Raw genomic sequence first — 19254 nt, forward strand, 5'->3', positions numbered from 1 at the left:
CCGGCGGATGCCGGGGGCCCGTCGTGCTGCGCGAGCGTGACTCCCTCGTCACGAACGGCACGAGGCCCCCGGCATCCGCCGGGGGCCTCGTACGCGCAGTGCTGGGATCAGTTGGCGAACTTGTGCACGAGCAGCGAGTTCGTCGTGCCGGGGATGCCGACCGGGGCACCGAAGACGATGACCACGCGGTCCCCGCCCTCGACGAGACCGTTCGCCCGCAGGGTCTGGTCGACCTGGGAGACCATCTCGTCGGTGTGGGTCACCGTCGGCGTCTCGTAGGTCTGCACTCCCCAGGTCAGGGCGAGCTGGTTGCGCACCACCGCGTCGGGGGTGAACGCGACCATCGGGATCGGCGCGCGCAGACGCGAGACCCGGCGAGCCGAGTCACCGCTCTGCGTGAACGTCACCAGGTACTTCACGCCGAGGGTCTCGCCGACGTCCGCCGCCGCGTGGGTGATCGCTCCACCACGCGTCTGGGGGCTCCAGCCGAGCGGGGCGATCCGCTCGAACCCACCCTCCTCGGTGGACTCGATGATCCGTGCCATCGTGCGCACGGCCTCGATCGGGAAGTCTCCGACGCTGGTCTCGCCCGAGAGCATGACCGCATCCGCACCGTCGAGCACGGCGTTCGCGCAGTCGGAGGCCTCTGCACGCGTGGGGCGCGGGGAGGTGATCATCGACTCGAGCACCTGGGTGGCGACGATGACGGGCTTGGCCGAGCGACGAGCGAGCTCGATGGCGCGCTTCTGGACCAGCGGCACCTGCTCGAGGGGCAGCTCGACACCGAGGTCACCGCGGGCGACCATGATGCCGTCGAAGGCGTCGACGATCTCGGCGAGGTTGTCGACGGCCTGGGGCTTCTCGACCTTGGCGATGACGGGGACCTTGCGGCCCTCCTCCGCCATGATCCGCGCGACGTCCTCGTAGTCGGCGGCGGAGCGCACGAAGGACAGCGCGATGAAGTCGCAGCCCTGGGCGAGGCCCCACCGCAGGTCGGTCTCGTCCTTCTCGGACATCGCCGGCACGTTGACCGCGACACCCGGGAGGTTGAGGCCCTTGTTGTTGGAGACGGTCCCCGGCACCTCGACGACGGTGACGACGTTGTTGCCCTCGACGGCGGTGATGCGCACCGCGACCTTGCCGTCGTCGATGAGGATCCGGTCGCCGACGCGGGCGTCGCCGGGCAGGCCCTTGTAGGTGGTCGAGCAGATGTCCTTGGTTCCGTCGATGTCGTCGGTCGTGATCGTGAAGACGTCGCCGACCGCGACGTCGTGCTTGCCCTCGATGAAACGGCCGAGGCGGATCTTCGGGCCCTGGAGGTCGACGAGGACCGCGACGGCGCGACCGGAGGCCTTGGCGGCCGCGCGGACGCGACGGATGACGGCGGCGTGCTCCTCGGGCTCGCCGTGGCTCCTGTTGATCCGGGCGACGTCCATCCCGGCGTCGACGAGGGCTTGGACCTGCTCGGGCGACTCCGTCGCGGGACCGAGGGTGCAGACAATCTTGGCTCTACGCATGGCTCCAGCCTAGTTCGGGGAACATGGGACCTTCTGGCCACGAGTCCCGCTTCAGGGACGCATGGCCCGTTCCGTCGGGGTGATCGGGGCGGGGAGCTCCGTGCTCCCACGCAGATAGGCGTCGACGGCGGCCGCGGCGGCGCGGCCCTCCGCGATCGCCCAGACGATGAGCGACTGACCTCGGCCGGCGTCACCGGCCACGAAGACTCCGGGAACCGAGGACGAGTAGTCCTCGCCACGGGCCACGGTCCCCTGACCGGTCAGGTCGGCACCGGTCTGCACCACCAGGGTGTCCGTCTCCGGACCGGTGAACCCCATGGCCAGCAGGACGAGGTCCGCGGGCAGGTCCTTCTCGGTGCCGGGGATCGGCACGAGCCGGCCCTCGGTGGTGAGCTCGGTCGTGGCGACCCGCAGGTGCCGCACGTTCCCGTCCTCGTCGCCGATGAGCTCGACGGTCGAGGCCAGGTACTCGCGCTCGCCGCCCTCCTCGTGCGAGCTCGAGACCTTGTACACCATCGGGTACGTCGGCCACGGCTGGTTGAGCGGCCGGTCCATCGGGGGCTGCGGGGTGATCTCGAGAGAGGTCACCGAGGCCGCACCCTGACGGAGCGAGGTACCGACGCAGTCCGAGCCCGTGTCACCGCCCCCGATCACCACGACGTGCTTGCCGGTCGCGGTGACCTGGTCGGGGATCGAGTCGCCTGCCTGGACCTGGTTGGACTGACGGAGGAACGGCACCGCCGGCTGCACCCCCGCGAGGTCGGACCCCGGGACCGTCAGCACCCGCGGCGTCGTCGAGCCGATGGCCACCACGACGGCGTCGTAGCGCGCACGCAGCTCGGTCCAGCTGATGTCCCGGCCGATCTCGACCCCGGGCCGGAACCTCGTGCCCTCGGCCTCCATCTGCGCCACACGGCGGTCGATGTGCCACTTCTCGAGCTTGAAGTCCGGCACCCCGTACCGCAGCAGGCCACCGATGCGGTCGGCACGCTCGAAGACGGCGACGGTGTGACCGGCGCGTGTCAGCTGCTGAGCCGCGGCGAGGCCCGCCGGTCCGGAACCGACGACGGCGATCGTGTTGCCGGTGAGGAAGTGCGGGACCTGCGGGGTGATCAGACCACGCGCGAAGGCCTCGTCGACGATCGAGACCTCGACGTTCTTGATCGTGACGGGCGGCTCGGTGATGCCGAGCACGCAGGACGTCTCGCACGGGGCCGGGCAGATCCGCCCGGTGAACTCGGGGAAGTTGTTCGTGGCGTGCAGCCGATCGCTCGCCTCGCCCCACTGCCCCTTCCAGACCAGGTCGTTCCACTCCGGGATGAGGTTGCCCAGCGGACAGCCCTGGTGGCAGAACGGGATGCCGCAGTCCATGCAGCGCCCGGCCTGCGCGGTCAGCCTGGCCTCGTTCGTCCCGGCGAGCTCTGCCTGCACGTCGCGGTAGTCGAGCAGCCGGACCTCGACGGGACGGCTCGGCGGCAGCTCACGCTGGCGCACCTTGAGGAAGCCGCGGGGGTCAGCCATGGGACACCTCCAGGATGTGGTCCCAGACACCTGGGGCGCTGGGGTCGAGCCCCTGCTCCGCGGCATCTGCGAGGGTGGCGAGCATGCGCTCGTACTCGGTCGGCACGATCCGGGTGAACCGGGCCAGTGCAGCCGGCAGATCGGCGAGCAGCTCCTGAGCGAGCGGTGAGCCGGTCTCCGCCGCGTGGGTGCGCAGCAAGGCCTCCAGCTCGGCGCCGTGCTCCGCGTCGACGGTGGTGAGCGCGAGCTCACCGTTGACGAGCGCCGGCTGGTTGACGAGCTCCGGCCGCAGGTCGAGGACGAACGCATGACCGCCCGACATGCCGGCGCCGAAGTTGCGGCCCGTCCGTCCGAGCACGACGACCCGCCCTCCGGTCATGTACTCGCAGCCGTGGTCACCGACCCCCTCGACGACCAGCGTCGCGCCGGAGTTGCGCACGCCGAAGCGCTCGCCGACCACCCCGCGGAGGAAGATCTCGCCGGAGGTCGCCCCGTAGCCGATGACGTTGCCCGCGATCACGTCGCGCTGGCCGACGAGCACGGAGGAGATGTCGGGGCGGACGACGACGCGCCCACCCGACAGGCCCTTGCCGACATAGTCGTTCGCGTCGCCGAACAGCCGCAGCGTGATGCCGCGCGGCAGGAACGCCCCGAGGGACTGGCCAGCCGATCCGGTCAGGGTGACCTCGATGGTGTCGTCCGGGAGTCCCTCACCGCCGTACCGCCGCGTGACCTCGTGCCCGAGCATCGTGCCCACGGTCCGGTTGACGTTGCGGACCGGGACGTCGATCGTGACCCGTTCGCCCCGCTCGAGTGCCGGTTCCGCCCGCGAGATGAGCTGGTTGTCGAGGGCCTTGTCGAGCCCGTGGTCCTGGCCCGTGGTGTTGCGCAGCGACGCTCCAGGGACCGGCACCGGCCGCTCGAGCACCGGGGAGAGGTCCAAGCCCGCCGCCTTCCAGTGGTCGCCGGCCGCGCGGGCGTCGAGCGCCTCGACGTGGCCGACGGCCTCCTCGATGGACCGGAACCCGAGCGCCGCGAGGTACTCGCGTACCTCGATGGCGATGTACTCGAAGAAGGTCTCCACGAACTCCGGCTTGCCGGTGAAGCGTGCCCGCAGCTCGGGGTTCTGGGTGGCGACCCCGACGGGGCAGGTGTCGAGATGACAGACCCGCATCATCACGCAGCCGCTCACGACGAGCGGAGCCGTCGCGAAGCCGAACTCCTCCGCGCCGAGCAGCGCGCCGATCACGACGTCGCGGCCCGTCTTGAGCTGGCCGTCGACCTGCACGACGATCCGGTCGCGCAGGTTGTTGAGCACGAGGGTCTGCTGGGTCTCGGCGAGGCCGATCTCCCATGGCGTGCCCGCGTGCTTGAGCGAGGTGAGCGGGCTCGCACCCGTCCCGCCGTCGTGCCCCGAGATGAGGACGACGTCGGCGTGCGCCTTGGAGACACCCGTCGCGACCGTGCCCACCCCGAACTCGCTGACGAGCTTGACGTGCACCCGCGCCTGCGGGTTCGCGTTCTTCAGGTCGTGGATGAGCTGGGCGATGTCCTCGATCGAGTAGATGTCGTGGTGCGGCGGCGGGGAGATGAGCCCGACGCCCGGTGTCGAGTGCCGCGTCCTGGCGACCCACGGGTACACCTTGGTGCCCGGGAGCTGACCGCCTTCACCTGGCTTGGCGCCCTGGGCCATCTTGATCTGCAGGTCCGTGGCGTTGGTCAGGTACTCGGACGTGACGCCGAAGCGGCCGGAGGCGATCTGCTTGATCGCCGAGCGCCGTTCGGGGTCGTGCAGCCGCTCCGGGTCCTCGCCGCCCTCACCGGTGTTGGAGCGCGCGCCGAGCCTGTTCATGGCGATGGCGAGCGTCTGGTGGGCCTCGAGAGAGATCGACCCGTAGGACATCGCACCGGTCGAGAACCGCTTGATGATGTCCTCGATCGGCTCGACCTCCTCGAGCGGGACCGGCGGTCGCGCACCCTCGGCGAAGCGCAGCAGCCCGCGCAGCGTCATGAGGCGCTCGGCCTGGTCGTCCACCCGGCGCGTGTACTCCCGGAAGACGTCGAGCTGACGGGTCCTGGTCGAGTGCTGGAGCCGGAAGACCGTCTCCGGGTCGAAGAGGTGCTCCTCCCCGTCGCGGCGCCACTGGTACTCGCCGCCGACGTTCAGGCGACGGTGCGCCTGCGGGTTCCCGCTCGCGGGGTAGGCGTCCTGGTGCCGAGCCGCGACCTCCTCGGCGACGACGTCGAGGCCGATCCCGCCGAGCCGGCTCGTCGTTCCCGCGAAGTAGCGGTCGACCACCTCGTGCGAGAGCCCGATGGCCTCGAAGGTCTGCGCGCCGCGGTACGAGGCGATGGTCGAGATGCCCATCTTGCTCATCACCTTGAGCACGCCCTTGCCGAGCGCCTTGATGAGGTTCGCGACGGCCTTCTCCGGCTCGACCTGAAGGGCGCCCTCACGGGCCATTCCCTCGACGGTCTCCATCGCGAGGTACGGGTTGACGGCTGCCGCCCCGAAGCCGACGAGCAGTGCCACGTGGTGCACCTCGCGCACGTCACCGGCCTCGACCACGAGGCTCACCCGGGTGCGGGTGTGGCGACGCAGCAGGTGGTGGTGGACGGCGCTCGACAGGAGCAGGGAGGGGATCGGCGCGTGATCGGCGTCGGACTCCCGGTCGGACAGGATGAGGAAGCTCACCCCGGCGTCGACCGCGGCGTCGACCTGGGCGAAGATCTCCTCGAGACGTGCCTCCAGCGCCGCGGCTCCGCCGGCGACGGAGTACAGGCCCCTGACGATCTCGGAGCGGAACACCCCGGCAAGAGCGGGATCCCTGTCGATCCGGACGATCTTGGCGAGCTGGTCGTTGTCGATCACCGGGAACGGCAGGATCAGCTTCCGGGCGTGCTCGGGAACATCGGCGAGAAGGTTCGGCTCGGGGCCGATCGCGCCGCCGATCGAGGTGACCAGCTCCTCACGGATCGCGTCCAGCGGCGGGTTCGTCACCTGGGCGAACATCTGCGTGAAGTAGTCGAAGAGCAGTCGCGGACGCTTGGACAGGACTGCGACGGGGGTGTCCGTCCCCATCGCGCCGAGGGGCTCGGCGCCGGTGGCACCCATCGGACCGAGGAGGATCTTGAGCTCCTCCTCGGTGTAGCCGAAGGCACGCTGGCGACGGCGCACCGATGCGGGGCTGTGCTGCACGTGCTCCCGCTCGGGCAGCTGGTCGAGGAAGACCGAGTGCTCGGCCGTCCACTGCGCGTAGGGACGCTGGTCGGCCAGCTGACCCTTGATCTCCTCGTCCGGGACGACCCTGCCCGCGCCGGTGTCGACGAGGAACATGCGGCCCGGCTCGAGGCGACCCTTGCGCACGACGGTCGCGGGGTCGATGTCGAGCACCCCGGCCTCGCTCGCCAGGACGACGAGGCCGTCGTCGGTGATCCAGTACCGGCCGGGACGCAGCCCGTTCCGGTCGAGCACCGCACCGATGAGCGTCCCGTCGGTGAAGGCCAGCGCAGCCGGCCCGTCCCACGGCTCCATGAGCGTGGAGTGGTACTCGTAGAACGCGCGGCGGGCCGGGTCCATCTCGGCGTGGTTCTCCCACGCCTCCGGGATCATCATCAGCACCGCGTGCGGCATGCTCCGCCCGGACAGGTGGAGCAGCTCGAGCACCTCGTCGAACGTCGCCGAGTCCGAGCTGCTCGGCGAGCAGACCGGGAGCAGGGGGGTGAGGTCCCCCAGGACCTCGCTCGACAGCGTGCTCTGCCGCGCCGCCATCCAGTTGCGGTTCGCCCGGACCGTGTTGATCTCACCGTTGTGCGCGATCATCCGGAACGGCTGGGCCAGGGGCCACGAGGGGAACGTGTTGGTGGAGAAGCGCGAGTGGACCAGTGCGATCTCCGAGGCGTACCGCGGGTCGGACAGGTCGGGGAAGAAGGGCTCGAGCTGTCCGGTGGTGAGCATGCCCTTGTAGGTCAGCGTGCGTGCCGAGAGGGACGCGAAGTACAGACCGAGCTCGTTCTCGACGCGCTTGCGCACGCGGAACGCCTTCCGGTCGAGGTCGACCCCGCTCAGGGAGCGCGCCGGGTCCGCGACCACGAGGTGCCGGAAGGCCGGCATCGTCGCGCGCGCCGTCGGTCCGACGAGGTCGGCCGTGACCGGGACGTCACGCCAGGCCAGCACGTCGAGGCCCTCCTCGCGCACGATCGCGTCGATCGCGGCGACGGCGGCGGACTGCTCGGCCTGCTCGGCGGGAAGGAAGGCGAGGCCGATGGCGTACCGGCCGGCCGGGGGCAGCTCGCCGGGGATGACGTCCCGCAGGAAGGCGTCGGGGACCTGGGTGAGGATCCCTGCGCCGTCACCGCTGTCGACCTCGGCGCCGACGGCACCACGGTGGTCGAGGTTGAGCAGCGCCGTGAGACCGGCGTCGACGATGTCCCGTCCCGGTGTCCCTCGCAGGGTGGCGACGAACGCGACGCCGCAGGCGTCGTGCTCGGCCGTCGGGTCGTAGAGACCCACAGGTGCAGCGTCGAAGAGACTCATTACCACCGTCCTCGTGCTGACCCGGGCCCGTGCCCGGGTACGTGAAGGATGTCCGGGGACGTCATCGGCCCGACTGGCGGCGACGATACCGCCTGGCACCGCAGTGGGGACCGCAGCTCCGGTACTGCGCAGGTACCACCACGACGTACCGCGACCGGCGCCGTCAGGATTCCTGCTCGTGCGGGGCGGGCTCGTCAGAGGAGTCCGCCGGGGCGATGGCGCCCGATGGGTCGCCCGAAGGGGTCTCGGGGACGTCCTCGCCCTCGTCGGCAGGCTCCACGGGATCCCCGGTCACCACCGTGGTCTCGCGCCCAGGGTGACGGCGTCCGACCAGCACGAAGGCTACCAGCGCACCGAGCCCGACCAGGAGCGAGGTCCAGACGTTGAGGCGCAGGCCGAGGATCTCGTGCGCCGTGTCGATCCGCAGGTACTCGATCCAGATCCGGCCCGAGGTGTACGCCATCACGTACGCCCAGAAGACCCGGCCGTGGCCGAGGCGGTAGCGACGCTCGAGCCACACGATGAGGGCGGCCGCGGCGAGGTTCCACAGCAGCTCGTAGAGGAAGGTCGGGTGGAAGAGCGTGTCCGCGGGGAGGTCGGCGGGGAAGGTGGCGGACGCGGGGTCGATCCGCAGGCCCCACGGCAGGGTGGTCGGCCCGCCGAAGAGCTCCTGGTTGAACCAGTTGCCCAGCCGGCCGATCGCCTGGGCGACCAGCAGCCCGGGCGCGACGGCGTCAGCGAACGCGACGAAGCTCACCTTCTGCTTGCGGGCGCCGATCCACGCCCCGAGAGCTCCGAGCGCGATCGCCCCCCAGATCCCGAGTCCGCCCTCCCAGATCGCGAAGGCCTTCCACGGGTCGCCGCCGGCGCCGAAGTAGGCGTCGGGCGAGCTGATGACGTGGTAGATCCGCCCGCCGAGGATGCCGAAGGGCACGGCCCAGAAGACGATCTCCAGGACGTCGTCGGGGTCGCCCCCGCGCTGCGACCACCGACGCCGCGTCATGATCAGCGCGACGACGATGCCTGTCATGATCGCCAGCGCGTAGGCGCGGATCGGCAGGGGTCCGAGGTACCAGACGCTCTGCGAGGGGCTCGGGATCTCCAGGCGCACGAGCGCGGCGGTCAGCGTCACCTGCGCGCACCCCGCACTCCCTCGGCGATCGCCGCGACGGCGACGCGAAGCGCGGCGATCCCGGACTCCAGGTCCGGGGCGTCGAGCAGCGGACGCACGAAGGCGCTTCCGACGATGACCCCGTCCGCGTACCGCGCCACCTCCGCGGCCTGCTCGGGGGTGCTCACGCCGAGGCCGACGCACACGAGGTCTGCCCCCGCCGCACGCGTGTCGGCGACGAGCCGGGCCGCGTCGGAACCCACCGAGGCACGTGTACCGGTGACGCCCATGGTGGAGGCCGCGTAGACGAAGCCCCTGGAGGCGGCGGCGGTCATCGCCAGACGCTCGGGCGTCGAGCTGGGCGCGACGAGGAAGACCCGGTCGAGGCCGAGCTCGTCCGAGGCGGCGAGCCACGGCGCTGCCTCGTCGGGGATGAGGTCCGGTGTGATGAGTCCTGCTCCGCCCGCCGACACCAGGTCGCGGGCGAATCGCTCGACCCCGTACCGCAGGACGGGGTTCCAGTAGCTCATCACCAGAACGGTGGCCCCGGTCGCAGCGATCTGCTCGACGGCGCCCATCACGTCCTGCACGCGGGTGCCGGAAGCGAGCGACTGCTCCACGGCCCGCTGGATCGTCGGCCCGTCCATCACCGGATCGGTGTACGGCAGACCGAGCTCGACGATGTCGGCGCCCGCCTCGACCATCGCCCGAGCCGCCAGGATCGAGCCCTCGAGGTCCGGGAACCCCAGGGGGAGGTAGCCGATGAGCGCGGCGCGACCCTCCGCGCGCAGGCGGTGCAGGTGGGTGGCCGTCGGGCCGTCCACGACGACGTCGCTCATCCGCGCCCCTCCGTCCGCTCGGCCTCGTCGCCCTCGTCGAGCAGCCCGAACCAGCGCGCAGCCGTGGCCACGTCCTTGTCCCCGCGTCCTGAGAGGTTGACGAGGATCACCGGCGGGTGGTCGAGACCCCAGTCCGCCGTCTCGCGGCCGAGGGTCAGCGCCCCGGCCAGGGCGTGCGCGGACTCGATGGCGGGGATGATCCCCTCGGTCCTGCACAGCAGCGAGAAGGCGTCCATCGCCTCGGTGTCGGTGACGGGCGAGTACCGGACCCGCCCGAGCTCGTGCAGCCAGGCGTGCTCCGGGCCCACGCTCGGGTAGTCCAGGCCCGCCGAGATCGAGTGCGTCGGCAGGGTCTGCCCGTCCTCGTCCTGCAGGAGGAAGGAGCGTGCCCCGTGCAGCACTCCCGGCGCACCGCCGGAGAAGCGCGAGGCATGCCGACCGGACTCGACGCCGTCGCCGCCCGCCTCGAAGCCGAAGAGGCGGACGGAGGGCTCGTCGAGGAAGGCGTTGAAGATCCCGAGGGCGTTCGACCCGCCGCCGACGCAGGCGGCGATCGCGTCCGGGAGGGCGCCGATCTCCTCGGCGAGCTGAGCGCGGGCCTCGTAGCCGATGACCTGGTGGAAGTCGCGCACCATCTCGGGGAAGGGATGGGGTCCGGTGACAGTGCCGAGCAGGTAGTGCGTCGTCTCGACGTTGGCCACCCAGTCCCGCAGCGCCTCGTTGATCGCATCCTTGAGCGTCCGCTGCCCGATCCGCACCGGGACGACCTCGGCACCGAGCAGACGCATCCGGGCGACGTTGAGCGCCTGCCGGCGCGTGTCCTCCTCGCCCATGTACACCGTGCACTCGAGGTCGAGCAGCGCAGCGGCGGTGGCCGTGGCCACCCCGTGCTGGCCGGCGCCCGTCTCGGCGATGACGCGCTTCTTGCCCATGCGCTTGACCAGCAGGGCCTGGCCGAGCACGTTGTTGATCTTGTGCGAGCCCGTGTGGTTGAGGTCCTCCCGCTTGAGGAAGACCCGCGCTCCCCCGCCGACGTGGCCAGCGAACCGGGTCGCCTCGGTCAACGGGCTCGGCCGCCCGGTGTACGTGCGATGAAGGCGCTCGAGGTCACGCCCGAACGTCGGGTCCGCCAGGGCCTTGTGGTAGGCCGTGTCGAGCTCGTCCAGGGCTGCCACCAGGGCCTCGGGGACGAAGCGACCGCCGAAGTCCCCGAAGTAGGGACCCGACTGGGTCGCGAGCGGGCCGCGTTCCCCGAGCGCGCTGACGGCCTCGTGGAGGGCGGCAGCTGCCGACCGTCCACCGCGAGGTGCGGTCACTGGCGCACCGCCCGCAGCGAGGGGTGCGCGCCGGCGGCGACGAGGTCGGCCACCGCGGCCCTGGGGTCCTTGCCTGTCACGAGTGCCTCTCCGACCAGCACGGCATCGGCTCCCGAGCGTGCGTAGTCCATGACGTCATGCGGGCCGCGGACGCCGGACTCGGCGATCCGCACGATGCCCTGCGGGATCAGCGGGGCCAGCCGGGCGAACGTCGTCCGGTCGACCTCCAGGTTCTTGAGGTTGCGGGCGTTGACGCCGACCGCTCGCGCGCCTGCGTCGAGCGCACGGGACACCTCCTCGGCGTCGTGCACCTCGACCAGGGCGGTCATGCCGAGGGAGTGCACGCGTTCCACGAGGGAGGTGAGGACGGTCTGCTCGAGGGCCGCGACGATGAGCAGCACGAGGTCGGCCCCGTGGGCCCTGGCCTCCCACACCTGGTACGGCGTGACGACGAAGTCCTTGCGCAGCACGGGGACGTCGACCACGGCACGCACCGCATCGAGGTCGGCGAGGCTGCCCTTGAACCGGCGCTGCTCGGTGAGCACCGAGATCGCCGCGGCGCCGCCCTGCTCGTACAGGCCGGCCAGAGCCGCCGGGTCCTGGATCTCCGCCAGGGCACCCTTGCTCGGGCTCGACCGCTTGACCTCGGCGATCACGACGACGGCGGAGTCGTCGTGCAGCCGGGAGAGCGCGTCCTTCGCCTCAGGCACGCGGGCGGCCCGCTCCTTCACGGCGGCGAGCGGCGTGGCCGCCTCGCGGATCGCGAGGTCCTCGCGAACGCCGGCCACGATGTCTTCCAGGACCGTCATCGACTGCCTCCTCCTCCGAGCCGTCCCCCGGGTGGCCGACGCCGCCATCGTAGGCCAGCATCCGGACGCCGCCCGACGAGTCCATCCCGCGGGCGACCGCTGCTCGGGTCCCGCGCGGCCTGGCCGCTCACGCCGTCGTCAGTCGCCGGAGTGCGCCGTCCGCCGCGGCTGCTCGAGCGGCTGCCCGAGACCGAGCATCTTGAGCACCCGGCCCGCCACGAGTCCGAGGACGACGATCACCGCGCCGACCCAGACCAGCGGGACCGCGGCGAACACCATCGCCACGGCGGCGAGGGTCGATCCGACGAGCACCGTGATCACGGTGACCCACGCCGCGGTGGTGTGACCGTGGTTGGCCGGGGGGCTGGCCACCGGCAGGTGCACCCGCTCGGCGCCGGGGTTGGTCTCAGACATTCGGGTTCTCCGTCCTGTGTGGGTGCGAGCGTAGCCGTCCGCGCGGGGGAAGGCGGTCCGAGGACCACGACGGGGGGAAGGGGACTCAGGTCGGGTCGTCGCCGCGACTGAGCGCGTCCCAGACGTCCGCGTCCCGCTCGAGGTCGGGTCGCGTCCCGGCGGCCGGGGCCGGCCCGGAGGCCGCTCCCGGGCCGTCGGGGACCTCGAAGCGCCTCGACGTGGTCCCCCAGCGACGGGTACCGACGGCGCCGGCAGCCGCCAGGACCACCGCCGCGACCCCGAGGCCGAGCACGGCCCACGGCCACACGCTCAGGCGGGGCTCCTCGGTCAGGGCGGCGACCCCGACGGCGTCGAGCGCCGCAGCAAGCGCCGAGGCCCGCGCGGAGGAGGTCCCGGCCAGGGCCGACGCGGCGACGAGGGCGCCGCCGGCAGCCATGCCCAGCAGGGCGACCACCCGGCCCCCACGGCGGGCCAGGGCGAGGGCGAGGGCCGCGGCCGCGACGACGAGCGCCCCGGCTCCCGCACCCGGGGCGAGGTCCGACCCAGGCACCCCGAGCGGGATCCGCTCGACGCTCGGGCTGGAGGTCGCCGCATGGACCCATACCGGGGCCGAGCAGGCCGCGACGAGGACCGCCAGAGCGAGGGCGGCGAGCACCACGGCCCGCCTGGTCACGACCCCGCTCGCCGCAGCCTGGAGGCGATCTGCACGGCGCGGACGGCCGCTGCGGCCTTGTTGCGCGCCTCGGCGTACTCCGAGGCCGGGACCGAGTCCGCGACGATGCCGGCACCGGCCTGCACACTCGCCCGGCCCTCCCGGATCATCGCCGTGCGGATCGCGATCGCCATGTCCATGTCACCCGCGAAGTCGAAGTAGCCGACGGTGCCGCCGTAGATCCCGCGACGCGCCGGCTCCAGCTCGTCGATCAGGGCGATGGCCCGGGGCTTCGGGGCCCCGGAGAGCGTGCCGGCCGGGAACGTCGCCTTGAGCGTCTCGAGCGCCGTGGCCCCGGCACGCAGGCGGCCGGTGACCGTCGAGCACAGGTGGATGACGTGGCTGAAGCGACGAGCGGCCATGAACTCGACCACCTCGATCGTCGTCGGCTCGCACACCTTGACCAGGTCGTTGCGCGAGAGGTCGACGAGCATCACGTGCTCCGCGAGCTCCTTCGGGTCCGCCAGGAGGTCGGCGATGTACGCCGCGTCCTGCTCGACGTCGGCGCCCCGCGGCCGAGACCCGGCGATCGGGTAGGTGACGACCCGGTCCCCGGTGAGCTTGACGAGCGTCTCCGGGCTCGACCCGACCACGGCGAACTCCCGCCCGGAGGGGTCCTCGAGCTGCAGGTAGTACATGTACTGGCTGGGGTTGATGGTCCGCAGGGTGCGGTAGACGTCGAGCGGCGAGGCGGAGCACTCGAGGTCGAGGCGCTGGGAGAGCACCACCTGGAAGACCTCGCCCTCACGGATCGCCTCCTTGCCCTGCAGGACGATGCGTTCGAACTCCTCCTGCGTGCTGCGGAACTCGAGCTCCGGCTCCTCGCCGTCGACCAGCACCCCTGGCGCGACGGGTTCGCCGCGCACCAGGTCCGCCTGCATGGCGTCGAGGCGGGCGACGGCGTCGAGATAGGCCTCGTCGACGCGCTGGTCGGTGTCGTCGAAGTTGATCGCGTTCGCCACGAGCCACACCGTGCCGTCGACGTGGTCGACCACGGCGAGGTCGCTGGCCAGGCACAGCGTGACCTCGGGGACCCCGAGCTCGTCAGGAGCCATGGCCGGGAGCGTCGGCTCCCAGTGCCGGACGATGTCCCAGCCCATCGCGCCCACGAGTCCGCCGGTGAGCGGGGGAAGGCCCTCGAGCGCCGGGGTGCGCAAGGCCTCGAGCGTCGCGGCGAGGACCTCGAGCACGTCCCCCTCCGTGGGCACGCCGACCGGCACGTCCCCCGTCCATACTGCTCGGCCCTCGGCGACCGAGAGCGTCGCGCGGGAACGGACGCCGACGAACGAGTAGCGCGACCACGTCCCGTCCACCTCCGCCGACTCGAGGACGAAGGTGCCGGGGCGGCCCTGGGCGAGGGTCCGGTACAGACCGACCGGTGTGACCTCGTCGGCGAGAAGCCGGCGCACCACCGGGACGACCCGTCGATCGCCCGCGAGCTCGCGGAAGCCCTCGAGCCGTGGCCAGGTCGTCCCCCAGGCGAGGGGCTGCGGGACGGCGGTCACTCCCCCACCACCGCGCCCAGGTCGCCGCCTGCCTCGAAGCAGGTCCTGGTGCCCGTGTGACACGCGGCACCGACCTGCTCGACCCGCACGAGCAGGGCGTCTCCGTCGCAGTCGAGCGCCACCGAACGCACGTGCTGGACATGACCCGAGGTGTCGCCCTTGCGCCAGTACATCTGCCGCGAGCGGCTCCAGAACGTCACCCGGCCCGAGGTCAGGGTGCGGTGCAGCGCCTCGTCGTCCATCCAGCCGACCATCAGCACCTCGCCGGTGTCGTGCTGCTGGACGACGGCGCAGACCAGGCCGTCGGCGTCGCGCTTGAGGCGCGCCGCCAGGTCAGGGGCGAGATTCGAGGGCACGCACCGATCCTGCCACGCCGCGGCAGGGCAGGAGGAACCGGGACCAGGTCCCGGGCACCGTCCGGGAGCCGACGCTCAACGGGTCTGCGACATCCACGCGGCGTGCATGGCGGCGTAGGTGCCCCCGGCCGCGACGAGCTCGCCGTGCGTGCCGATCTCCACGATCCGTCCCCGGTCGACGACGACCACGAGGTCGGCGGCCTCGGCGGTGGACAGCCGGTGCGCGACGGTGATCGTCGTCCGGCCGGCGGCGAGCCGGTCCAGCGCACCCGCGATGCGCACGTCGGTCGCCGGGTCGACGGCGCTCGTCGCCTCGTCCAGGACGAGCAGGTCACCCCCCGCGAGGTGGGCTCGAGCCAAGGAGACGAGCTGCCGCTCGCCTGCCGAGAGCCGCTCCCCTCGCTGCCCGACCTCCGTGCCGATGCCGTCGGGCAGGGCCGCGACCCAGTCGGCGAGCCCCAGCTCGTCGAAGGCCCGGAGCACGGTCCGCGGGTCGACGTCCGGTACCGCGACGCGACCGGCAGCCGCCTGTCCCTCCGCCGGCTCGGCGTCCCTCGCCCCGTAGGCGACGTTGTCCGCGAGGCTGCCCTCGAACAGGAAGCCCTCCTGCGGGACGAGCACGACCCTCCGGCGCAAGGAGTCGAGGCTCAAGGCGCGCAGATCGGTCCCGTCGAGCAGCACCCGCCCCTCGTCCGGATCGGCCAGGCGGGTCACGAGCTTGACCAGGGTGGACTTGCCGGAGCCTGTCGCCCCCACCACGGCGACCTTCTGGCCGGCGGGAACCCGCAGGTCGATCCCGCTGAGCACGGGCGGCCCGCCCGGGTACGCGTAGGTGACACCTTCGAACCGCACCTCGGCCGGCCCGCGAGGGCTGGTCGCACCGCCGCCCTCGGGGTCGGCGATGTCGACGGGCGTGTCGATCACGCCGATCACCCGACGCCACCCCGCCAGGGCGTTCTGCAGCTCGTTGAGGATCTCCGTCGCCATCTGGACCGGACCGGTGAAGAGCTGGACCAGGAAGAGGAAGGCCACCAGACGGCCCGCGCTGAGCGATCCACCCACACCCAGCAGCGTCCCGACGACCACCACGACCGCCAGCACGGCGTTCGCCACGAGCACCCCGCTGGAGAAGACGATCGACACCCGGTTCTGCGCACGCACCTGCGCCCGCCACGTCCTGTGCACGGCCGCGTCGATCCGGCCCTGGGTGCGGGAGGTCACGCCGTAGGCGCGGACGGTCTCCGCGCCCACCACGGCCTCGGAGATCGCCCCGAGCATCGCCCCGACGGACTGCCGCACGGCCGCGTAGGCCTCGCCCACCTTCTTCTGCGCGGGTCGGAGCACGAGCACCAGAGGGACGAAGCTCGCCCACACCACGAGGGTCAGCTGCCAGGACCAGATGGCCATGAGCACGGTGGCGGCGGCGATCTGGAGGACCGAGACCAGGAGCATGATCCCGCCCCACTGCACGAACAGCGAGATGGTGTCGACGTCGCTCGTCACGCGCGAGACGAGACTCCCGCGCCGCTCGGTGCCCTGGGTGAGCGAGGAGAGGTCGTGCACGCGGCGGAAGGCCGTGATCCTCAGCCGTGCCAGCCCGGCCTCGCTCGACCGGAAGAGCCGGACGTTGACCAGGGCCGAGCACACGCCCGCGACGACGAGTCCCAGCGCCGCGAGCCCGACGAGACGGACGAGCCGTCCGTCCCCGGTCCCGCCCGCGACGCCGACGGTGTCGATGGTCTGCTGGACGGCGAGCGGGACGACGACCCGTCCGGCCGCGGCGAGCACCGCCAGCACGACGGTGAGGAACGCACCGTCGAGGATCTGCGGCGAGATCTCCACCCCACGGCGCAGCGTCGCGCGGGTTCCCAGGCTGCCCGCGCCGTCCAGGCGCGCACCGGCGCTCATGAGAGCTCCTCGCGGGCCTGGGTCTGGCGCTCGTAGGCCGTCGCGAGCTCCCGGTAGCCCGGGTCCCTCGCCAGGAGCTCGGCATGGGTACCGCGGTCGACGATCCTCCCGCCGTCCAGGTGGACGACCTCGTCGGCCAGCAGCACGGAGGACATCCGGTAGGCCACCAGCAGCACCGTCGGGGCGCCCCGTCCCGCTCCCCCGCTCGCACCACCGACCTCCTCGCGCAGGCCGGCGAGGATGGCCTGCTCGACCTGCGGGTCCACCGCCGAGGTCGCGTCGTCGAGCACGAGGAGCCGAGGGCGACGCACCAGGGCGCGGGCGATCGCGAGACGCTGGCGCTGACCGCCGGACAGGTTCGCACCCCGCTCGCCGAGCGGGGCGTCGAGGCCCTCCGGGAGTGCCCGCACGACGTCGTCGACCCGCGCGGCCCGGAGCGCTGCCCACACGGCGTCGTCGGTGGGCGCTCCGGGGTCGCCCGGATCGGCGAGTGCGACGTTCGCTCGCACGGTGTCCTCGAAGACGAACGTGGTCTGGGGCACCAGGGCGACCTGCGCGCTGAGATCCGCCGAGGTGATGTCGACCAGGTCGATGCCGTCCAGCTCGATCCGTCCGGCGCTCGGGTCCTGGAGCCTGCTGAACAGGCCGGCGAGGGTCGTCTTGCCCGCACCGGTCGGACCGACGAGAGCCACGACCCGCCCAGGGGCGAGGTCCAGGTCGAGGTCGGACAGCAGCGTCCGCGGCCCGCCGAGGTCGCGGACCTGGACGCCCACGCCACGGACCCGGACCTCGAGGCCGCCGGCGCGCACGGGGAGCGCACGGGTCCCGGGCACCTGGTCGCCCACGGCGTCGAGCACGCGGGCGATCCGGTCGTAGCCGACCACCGCACGGGGCAGCTCACCGAGCACCCACCCGAAGGCTCGGACGGGTACCGCCATCAGGGTCAGCAGGTAGGCGGCCGAGACGATGTCTCCCGTCTGCACGGCCCCGGCCTCCAGACGCATGGCGCCCACGAGCAGCACGGCAAGGGTCCCGGCGCTCGGCAGGAGCTCGATCACCGGGTCGAACGCCGCCCGCACCCTGCCGACCCGGACGTTGGCCTCCCGCAGCGCGTCGGCGCGCTCGGCGAAGCGCTGCTCCTCACGGTCCTGCGTCCCGAGGGACTTGACGAGCAGTGCGGCCTCGAAGCTCTCGTGGGCGATGTCGGCGACCTCGGCGCGCAGCTGTTGCGCCCGGGTGATCGCCGGCGACATGTACCGCTGGAACACGAGGTTCGCCAGGACGGCGAGCGGAAGCACGACGAGTGCCGTGAGGGCGAGCCAGAGGTCCACCCGCACGAGGGCGACGGTGGCGACGGCGATCATCACGACGACACCCAGGGCGAAGGGCAAGGGGTTGAAGACGCCGGTGGCGGCCTCGACGTCCGAGCTCGCGTTCGCCAGGAGCTGTCCGGTCGGGTGCGAGCGGTGCCAGGAGATCGGCAGGCGCAGGTACTGCCTGGTCACCCCGCGACGGTGGTCGGCGCCGATGCCTGCGTACCCCAGGCCCGCGAAGATCCGTCGCCCGGCGACCGAGAGGGCAAGGCCGACCGCGACGGCGAGCAGGGCGAGGCCCGCGATCCAGACCCTGGACCGCGCAGAGGAGGAACCGGCGATGGCCGGCACCACGACACTGTCGGTGACCGAGCCGAGGACCTGGCTCACGGCGACGGTCAGCGCCCCGAAGGCCGCTGACGTCCCGATGGCGGCGACGTAGGTCCAGGGGTGCGAGGAGATCCCCCGGCCGATGAGCTGGGCACCCCGGCTGGCCGGACCGCCCTCCAGGGCAGCCCTGCGGACGCGTGGACGCACGCCACTCCTTCGATCGACACGGGTCAGCTCGTCGTGGCGGGCCGCACGGCCCGCAACCGCAGGCCGGGCCCGAACGATCGCCCCCGCGGCCCGTCCATCCTAGGTCGGAGATCGGGTGCGCCCGCCGCACCACACCCGCGCGACCGCTCCCCTGGCCCGGTGCGCGCACGAGGGGCGCCCGTGGGACCATGACCCATGGCCTGGCACCCCCGCGAACGCGCCGCCGTCGTCGAGGCCTTGGAGGCCGTCGGCCCCGGATCCCCCACCTGCTGCGCCGGGTGGCGGACCGAGCACCTCGCAGCCCACCTGGTGCTGCGTGAACGCGAACCGCTCACCGCCGCCGGGATCGTCGTCCCGCTGCTCGCCGGACGGACGGAGCGCAGGACCCAGGAGCTGGGTGACGCGTCGACCTCTCCGCAGGCCTGGTCCCGCCTCCTCGACCAGGTCCGGCAGGGGCCGCCCTGGTGGAGCCCGTTACGTCTTGCCGGGGACGACGCGCAGCTCATCGAGCTCTTCGTGCACGCGGAGGACGTGCGCCGCGGGCGCGGGCGGACCGCTCCTCGTCACCTCCCCGCAGCCGAGCGCGAGGCGATCTGGCGTCGTTTCACCGTCATGGCGCGCGCCCTGTACCGCTCGAGCCCCGTCGGGGTCGTGCTCAGCCCGGAGGACGGACCGGACGTGCGCGTGCGCACCTCACCCGTCCCGGCGAGCCCCGCGCACGACGTCGTCCTCCGAGGTCCCCTCGGCGAGCTGGTGCTGCACGCCTACGGACGCTCGGCCGTCGCTGAGGTCGAGGTGCTCGGCCATCCCGACGCCGTCGCCGCGATGGACGCGCTCTTCCCCCGTCGCGTCTGAGGCC

Annotated in this window: 14 protein-coding genes; 1 reads left to right on the forward strand and 13 read right to left on the reverse strand. The window is 72.4% G+C overall.

Annotation, left to right across the window (positions count from 1 at the left end; genetic code table 11):
• Positions 1 to 107 precede the first annotated feature (107 nt).
• The 13 genes from pyk to ABWK99_RS00380 all read right to left on the reverse strand — a co-directional run bounded on the left by pyk (position 108) and on the right by ABWK99_RS00380 (position 18395).
• Entirely contained in the window at positions 108 to 1517 is a 1410-nt protein-coding gene (pyk, locus tag ABWK99_RS00320) for a pyruvate kinase (RefSeq protein ID WP_372592692.1), read from the reverse strand.
• A 51-nt stretch (positions 1518 to 1568) separates the two neighbouring features.
• A complete protein-coding gene (locus tag ABWK99_RS00325; RefSeq protein ID WP_372592693.1) occupies positions 1569 to 3038 on the reverse strand; it encodes a glutamate synthase subunit beta in 1470 nt (489 codons plus the stop codon).
• Positions 3031 to 7575 (reverse strand): glutamate synthase large subunit, encoded by a 4545-nt coding sequence (gltB, locus tag ABWK99_RS00330; protein WP_372592694.1) that lies wholly within the window; start codon positions 7573 to 7575, stop codon positions 3031 to 3033. Before gltB ends, ABWK99_RS00325 begins: the two co-directional genes overlap by 8 nt.
• 163 nt (positions 7576 to 7738) lie before the next feature.
• Positions 7739 to 8707 (reverse strand): prolipoprotein diacylglyceryl transferase, encoded by a 969-nt coding sequence (gene lgt / locus ABWK99_RS00335; RefSeq protein WP_372592695.1) that lies wholly within the window; start codon positions 8705 to 8707, stop codon positions 7739 to 7741.
• Positions 8704 to 9525: a tryptophan synthase subunit alpha gene (trpA, locus tag ABWK99_RS00340; protein WP_372592696.1), complete on the reverse strand. Its 822-nt coding sequence runs from the start codon at positions 9523 to 9525 to the stop codon at positions 8704 to 8706. Before trpA ends, lgt begins: the two co-directional genes overlap by 4 nt.
• Complete coding sequence (trpB, locus tag ABWK99_RS00345; protein ID WP_372592697.1) at positions 9522 to 10841, reverse strand: tryptophan synthase subunit beta; 1320 nt, start codon at positions 10839 to 10841, stop codon at positions 9522 to 9524. The genes trpA and trpB overlap by 4 nt, the downstream gene beginning before the upstream one ends.
• A complete protein-coding gene (gene trpC, locus ABWK99_RS00350; RefSeq protein WP_372592698.1) occupies positions 10838 to 11650 on the reverse strand; it encodes an indole-3-glycerol phosphate synthase TrpC in 813 nt (270 codons plus the stop codon). The genes trpB and trpC overlap by 4 nt, the downstream gene beginning before the upstream one ends.
• A 138-nt stretch (positions 11651 to 11788) precedes the next feature.
• Entirely contained in the window at positions 11789 to 12064 is a 276-nt protein-coding gene (locus tag ABWK99_RS00355; RefSeq protein WP_372592699.1) for an HGxxPAAW family protein, read from the reverse strand.
• Positions 12065 to 12149: 85 nt separating this feature from the next.
• Complete coding sequence (locus tag ABWK99_RS00360) at positions 12150 to 12737, reverse strand: Trp biosynthesis-associated membrane protein (RefSeq protein ID WP_372592700.1); 588 nt, start codon at positions 12735 to 12737, stop codon at positions 12150 to 12152.
• Positions 12734 to 14281, reverse strand: coding sequence for an anthranilate synthase component I (locus ABWK99_RS00365; RefSeq protein WP_372592701.1), 1548 nt, complete (start codon positions 14279 to 14281; stop codon positions 12734 to 12736). The genes ABWK99_RS00360 and ABWK99_RS00365 overlap by 4 nt, the downstream gene beginning before the upstream one ends.
• Complete coding sequence (hisI, locus tag ABWK99_RS00370; protein WP_372592702.1) at positions 14278 to 14637, reverse strand: phosphoribosyl-AMP cyclohydrolase; 360 nt, start codon at positions 14635 to 14637, stop codon at positions 14278 to 14280. The genes ABWK99_RS00365 and hisI overlap by 4 nt, the downstream gene beginning before the upstream one ends.
• A gap of 75 nt (positions 14638 to 14712) precedes the next feature.
• Complete coding sequence (locus ABWK99_RS00375; protein WP_372592703.1) at positions 14713 to 16545, reverse strand: ABC transporter ATP-binding protein; 1833 nt, start codon at positions 16543 to 16545, stop codon at positions 14713 to 14715.
• On the reverse strand, positions 16542 to 18395 hold the full coding sequence (locus ABWK99_RS00380; protein WP_372592704.1) for an ABC transporter ATP-binding protein: 1854 nt from the start codon (positions 18393 to 18395) through the stop codon (positions 16542 to 16544). The genes ABWK99_RS00375 and ABWK99_RS00380 overlap by 4 nt, the downstream gene beginning before the upstream one ends.
• A 195-nt stretch (positions 18396 to 18590) precedes the next feature.
• Between ABWK99_RS00380 and ABWK99_RS00385 the strand changes: the two genes are divergently transcribed.
• Positions 18591 to 19250, forward strand: coding sequence for a TIGR03085 family metal-binding protein (locus ABWK99_RS00385; RefSeq protein WP_372592705.1), 660 nt, complete (start codon positions 18591 to 18593; stop codon positions 19248 to 19250).
• Positions 19251 to 19254: the final 4 nt, after the last annotated feature.

The sequence above is a fragment of the Actinotalea sp. genome (assembly GCF_041597215.1).
Lineage (GTDB): Bacteria > Actinomycetota > Actinomycetes > Actinomycetales > Cellulomonadaceae > Actinotalea.

Excerpts from the sequence above, each read along its gene's own strand:
- ABWK99_RS00385 (WP_372592705.1), top strand. The coding sequence starts at position 18,591 with ATGGCCTGGCACCCCCGCGAACGCGCCGCCGTCGTCGAGGCCTTGGAG.
- pyk (WP_372592692.1), bottom strand. The coding sequence starts at position 1,517 with ATGCGTAGAGCCAAGATTGTCTGCACCCTCGGTCCCGCGACGGAGTCG.
- ABWK99_RS00325 (WP_372592693.1), bottom strand. The coding sequence starts at position 3,038 with ATGGCTGACCCCCGCGGCTTCCTCAAGGTGCGCCAGCGTGAGCTGCCG.
- gltB (WP_372592694.1), bottom strand. The coding sequence starts at position 7,575 with ATGAGTCTCTTCGACGCTGCACCTGTGGGTCTCTACGACCCGACGGCC.
- trpC (WP_372592698.1), bottom strand. The coding sequence starts at position 11,650 with ATGACGGTCCTGGAAGACATCGTGGCCGGCGTTCGCGAGGACCTCGCG.
- trpA (WP_372592696.1), bottom strand. The coding sequence starts at position 9,525 with ATGAGCGACGTCGTCGTGGACGGCCCGACGGCCACCCACCTGCACCGC.
- ABWK99_RS00355 (WP_372592699.1), bottom strand. The coding sequence starts at position 12,064 with ATGTCTGAGACCAACCCCGGCGCCGAGCGGGTGCACCTGCCGGTGGCC.
- ABWK99_RS00375 (WP_372592703.1), bottom strand. The coding sequence starts at position 16,545 with ATGAGCGCCGGTGCGCGCCTGGACGGCGCGGGCAGCCTGGGAACCCGC.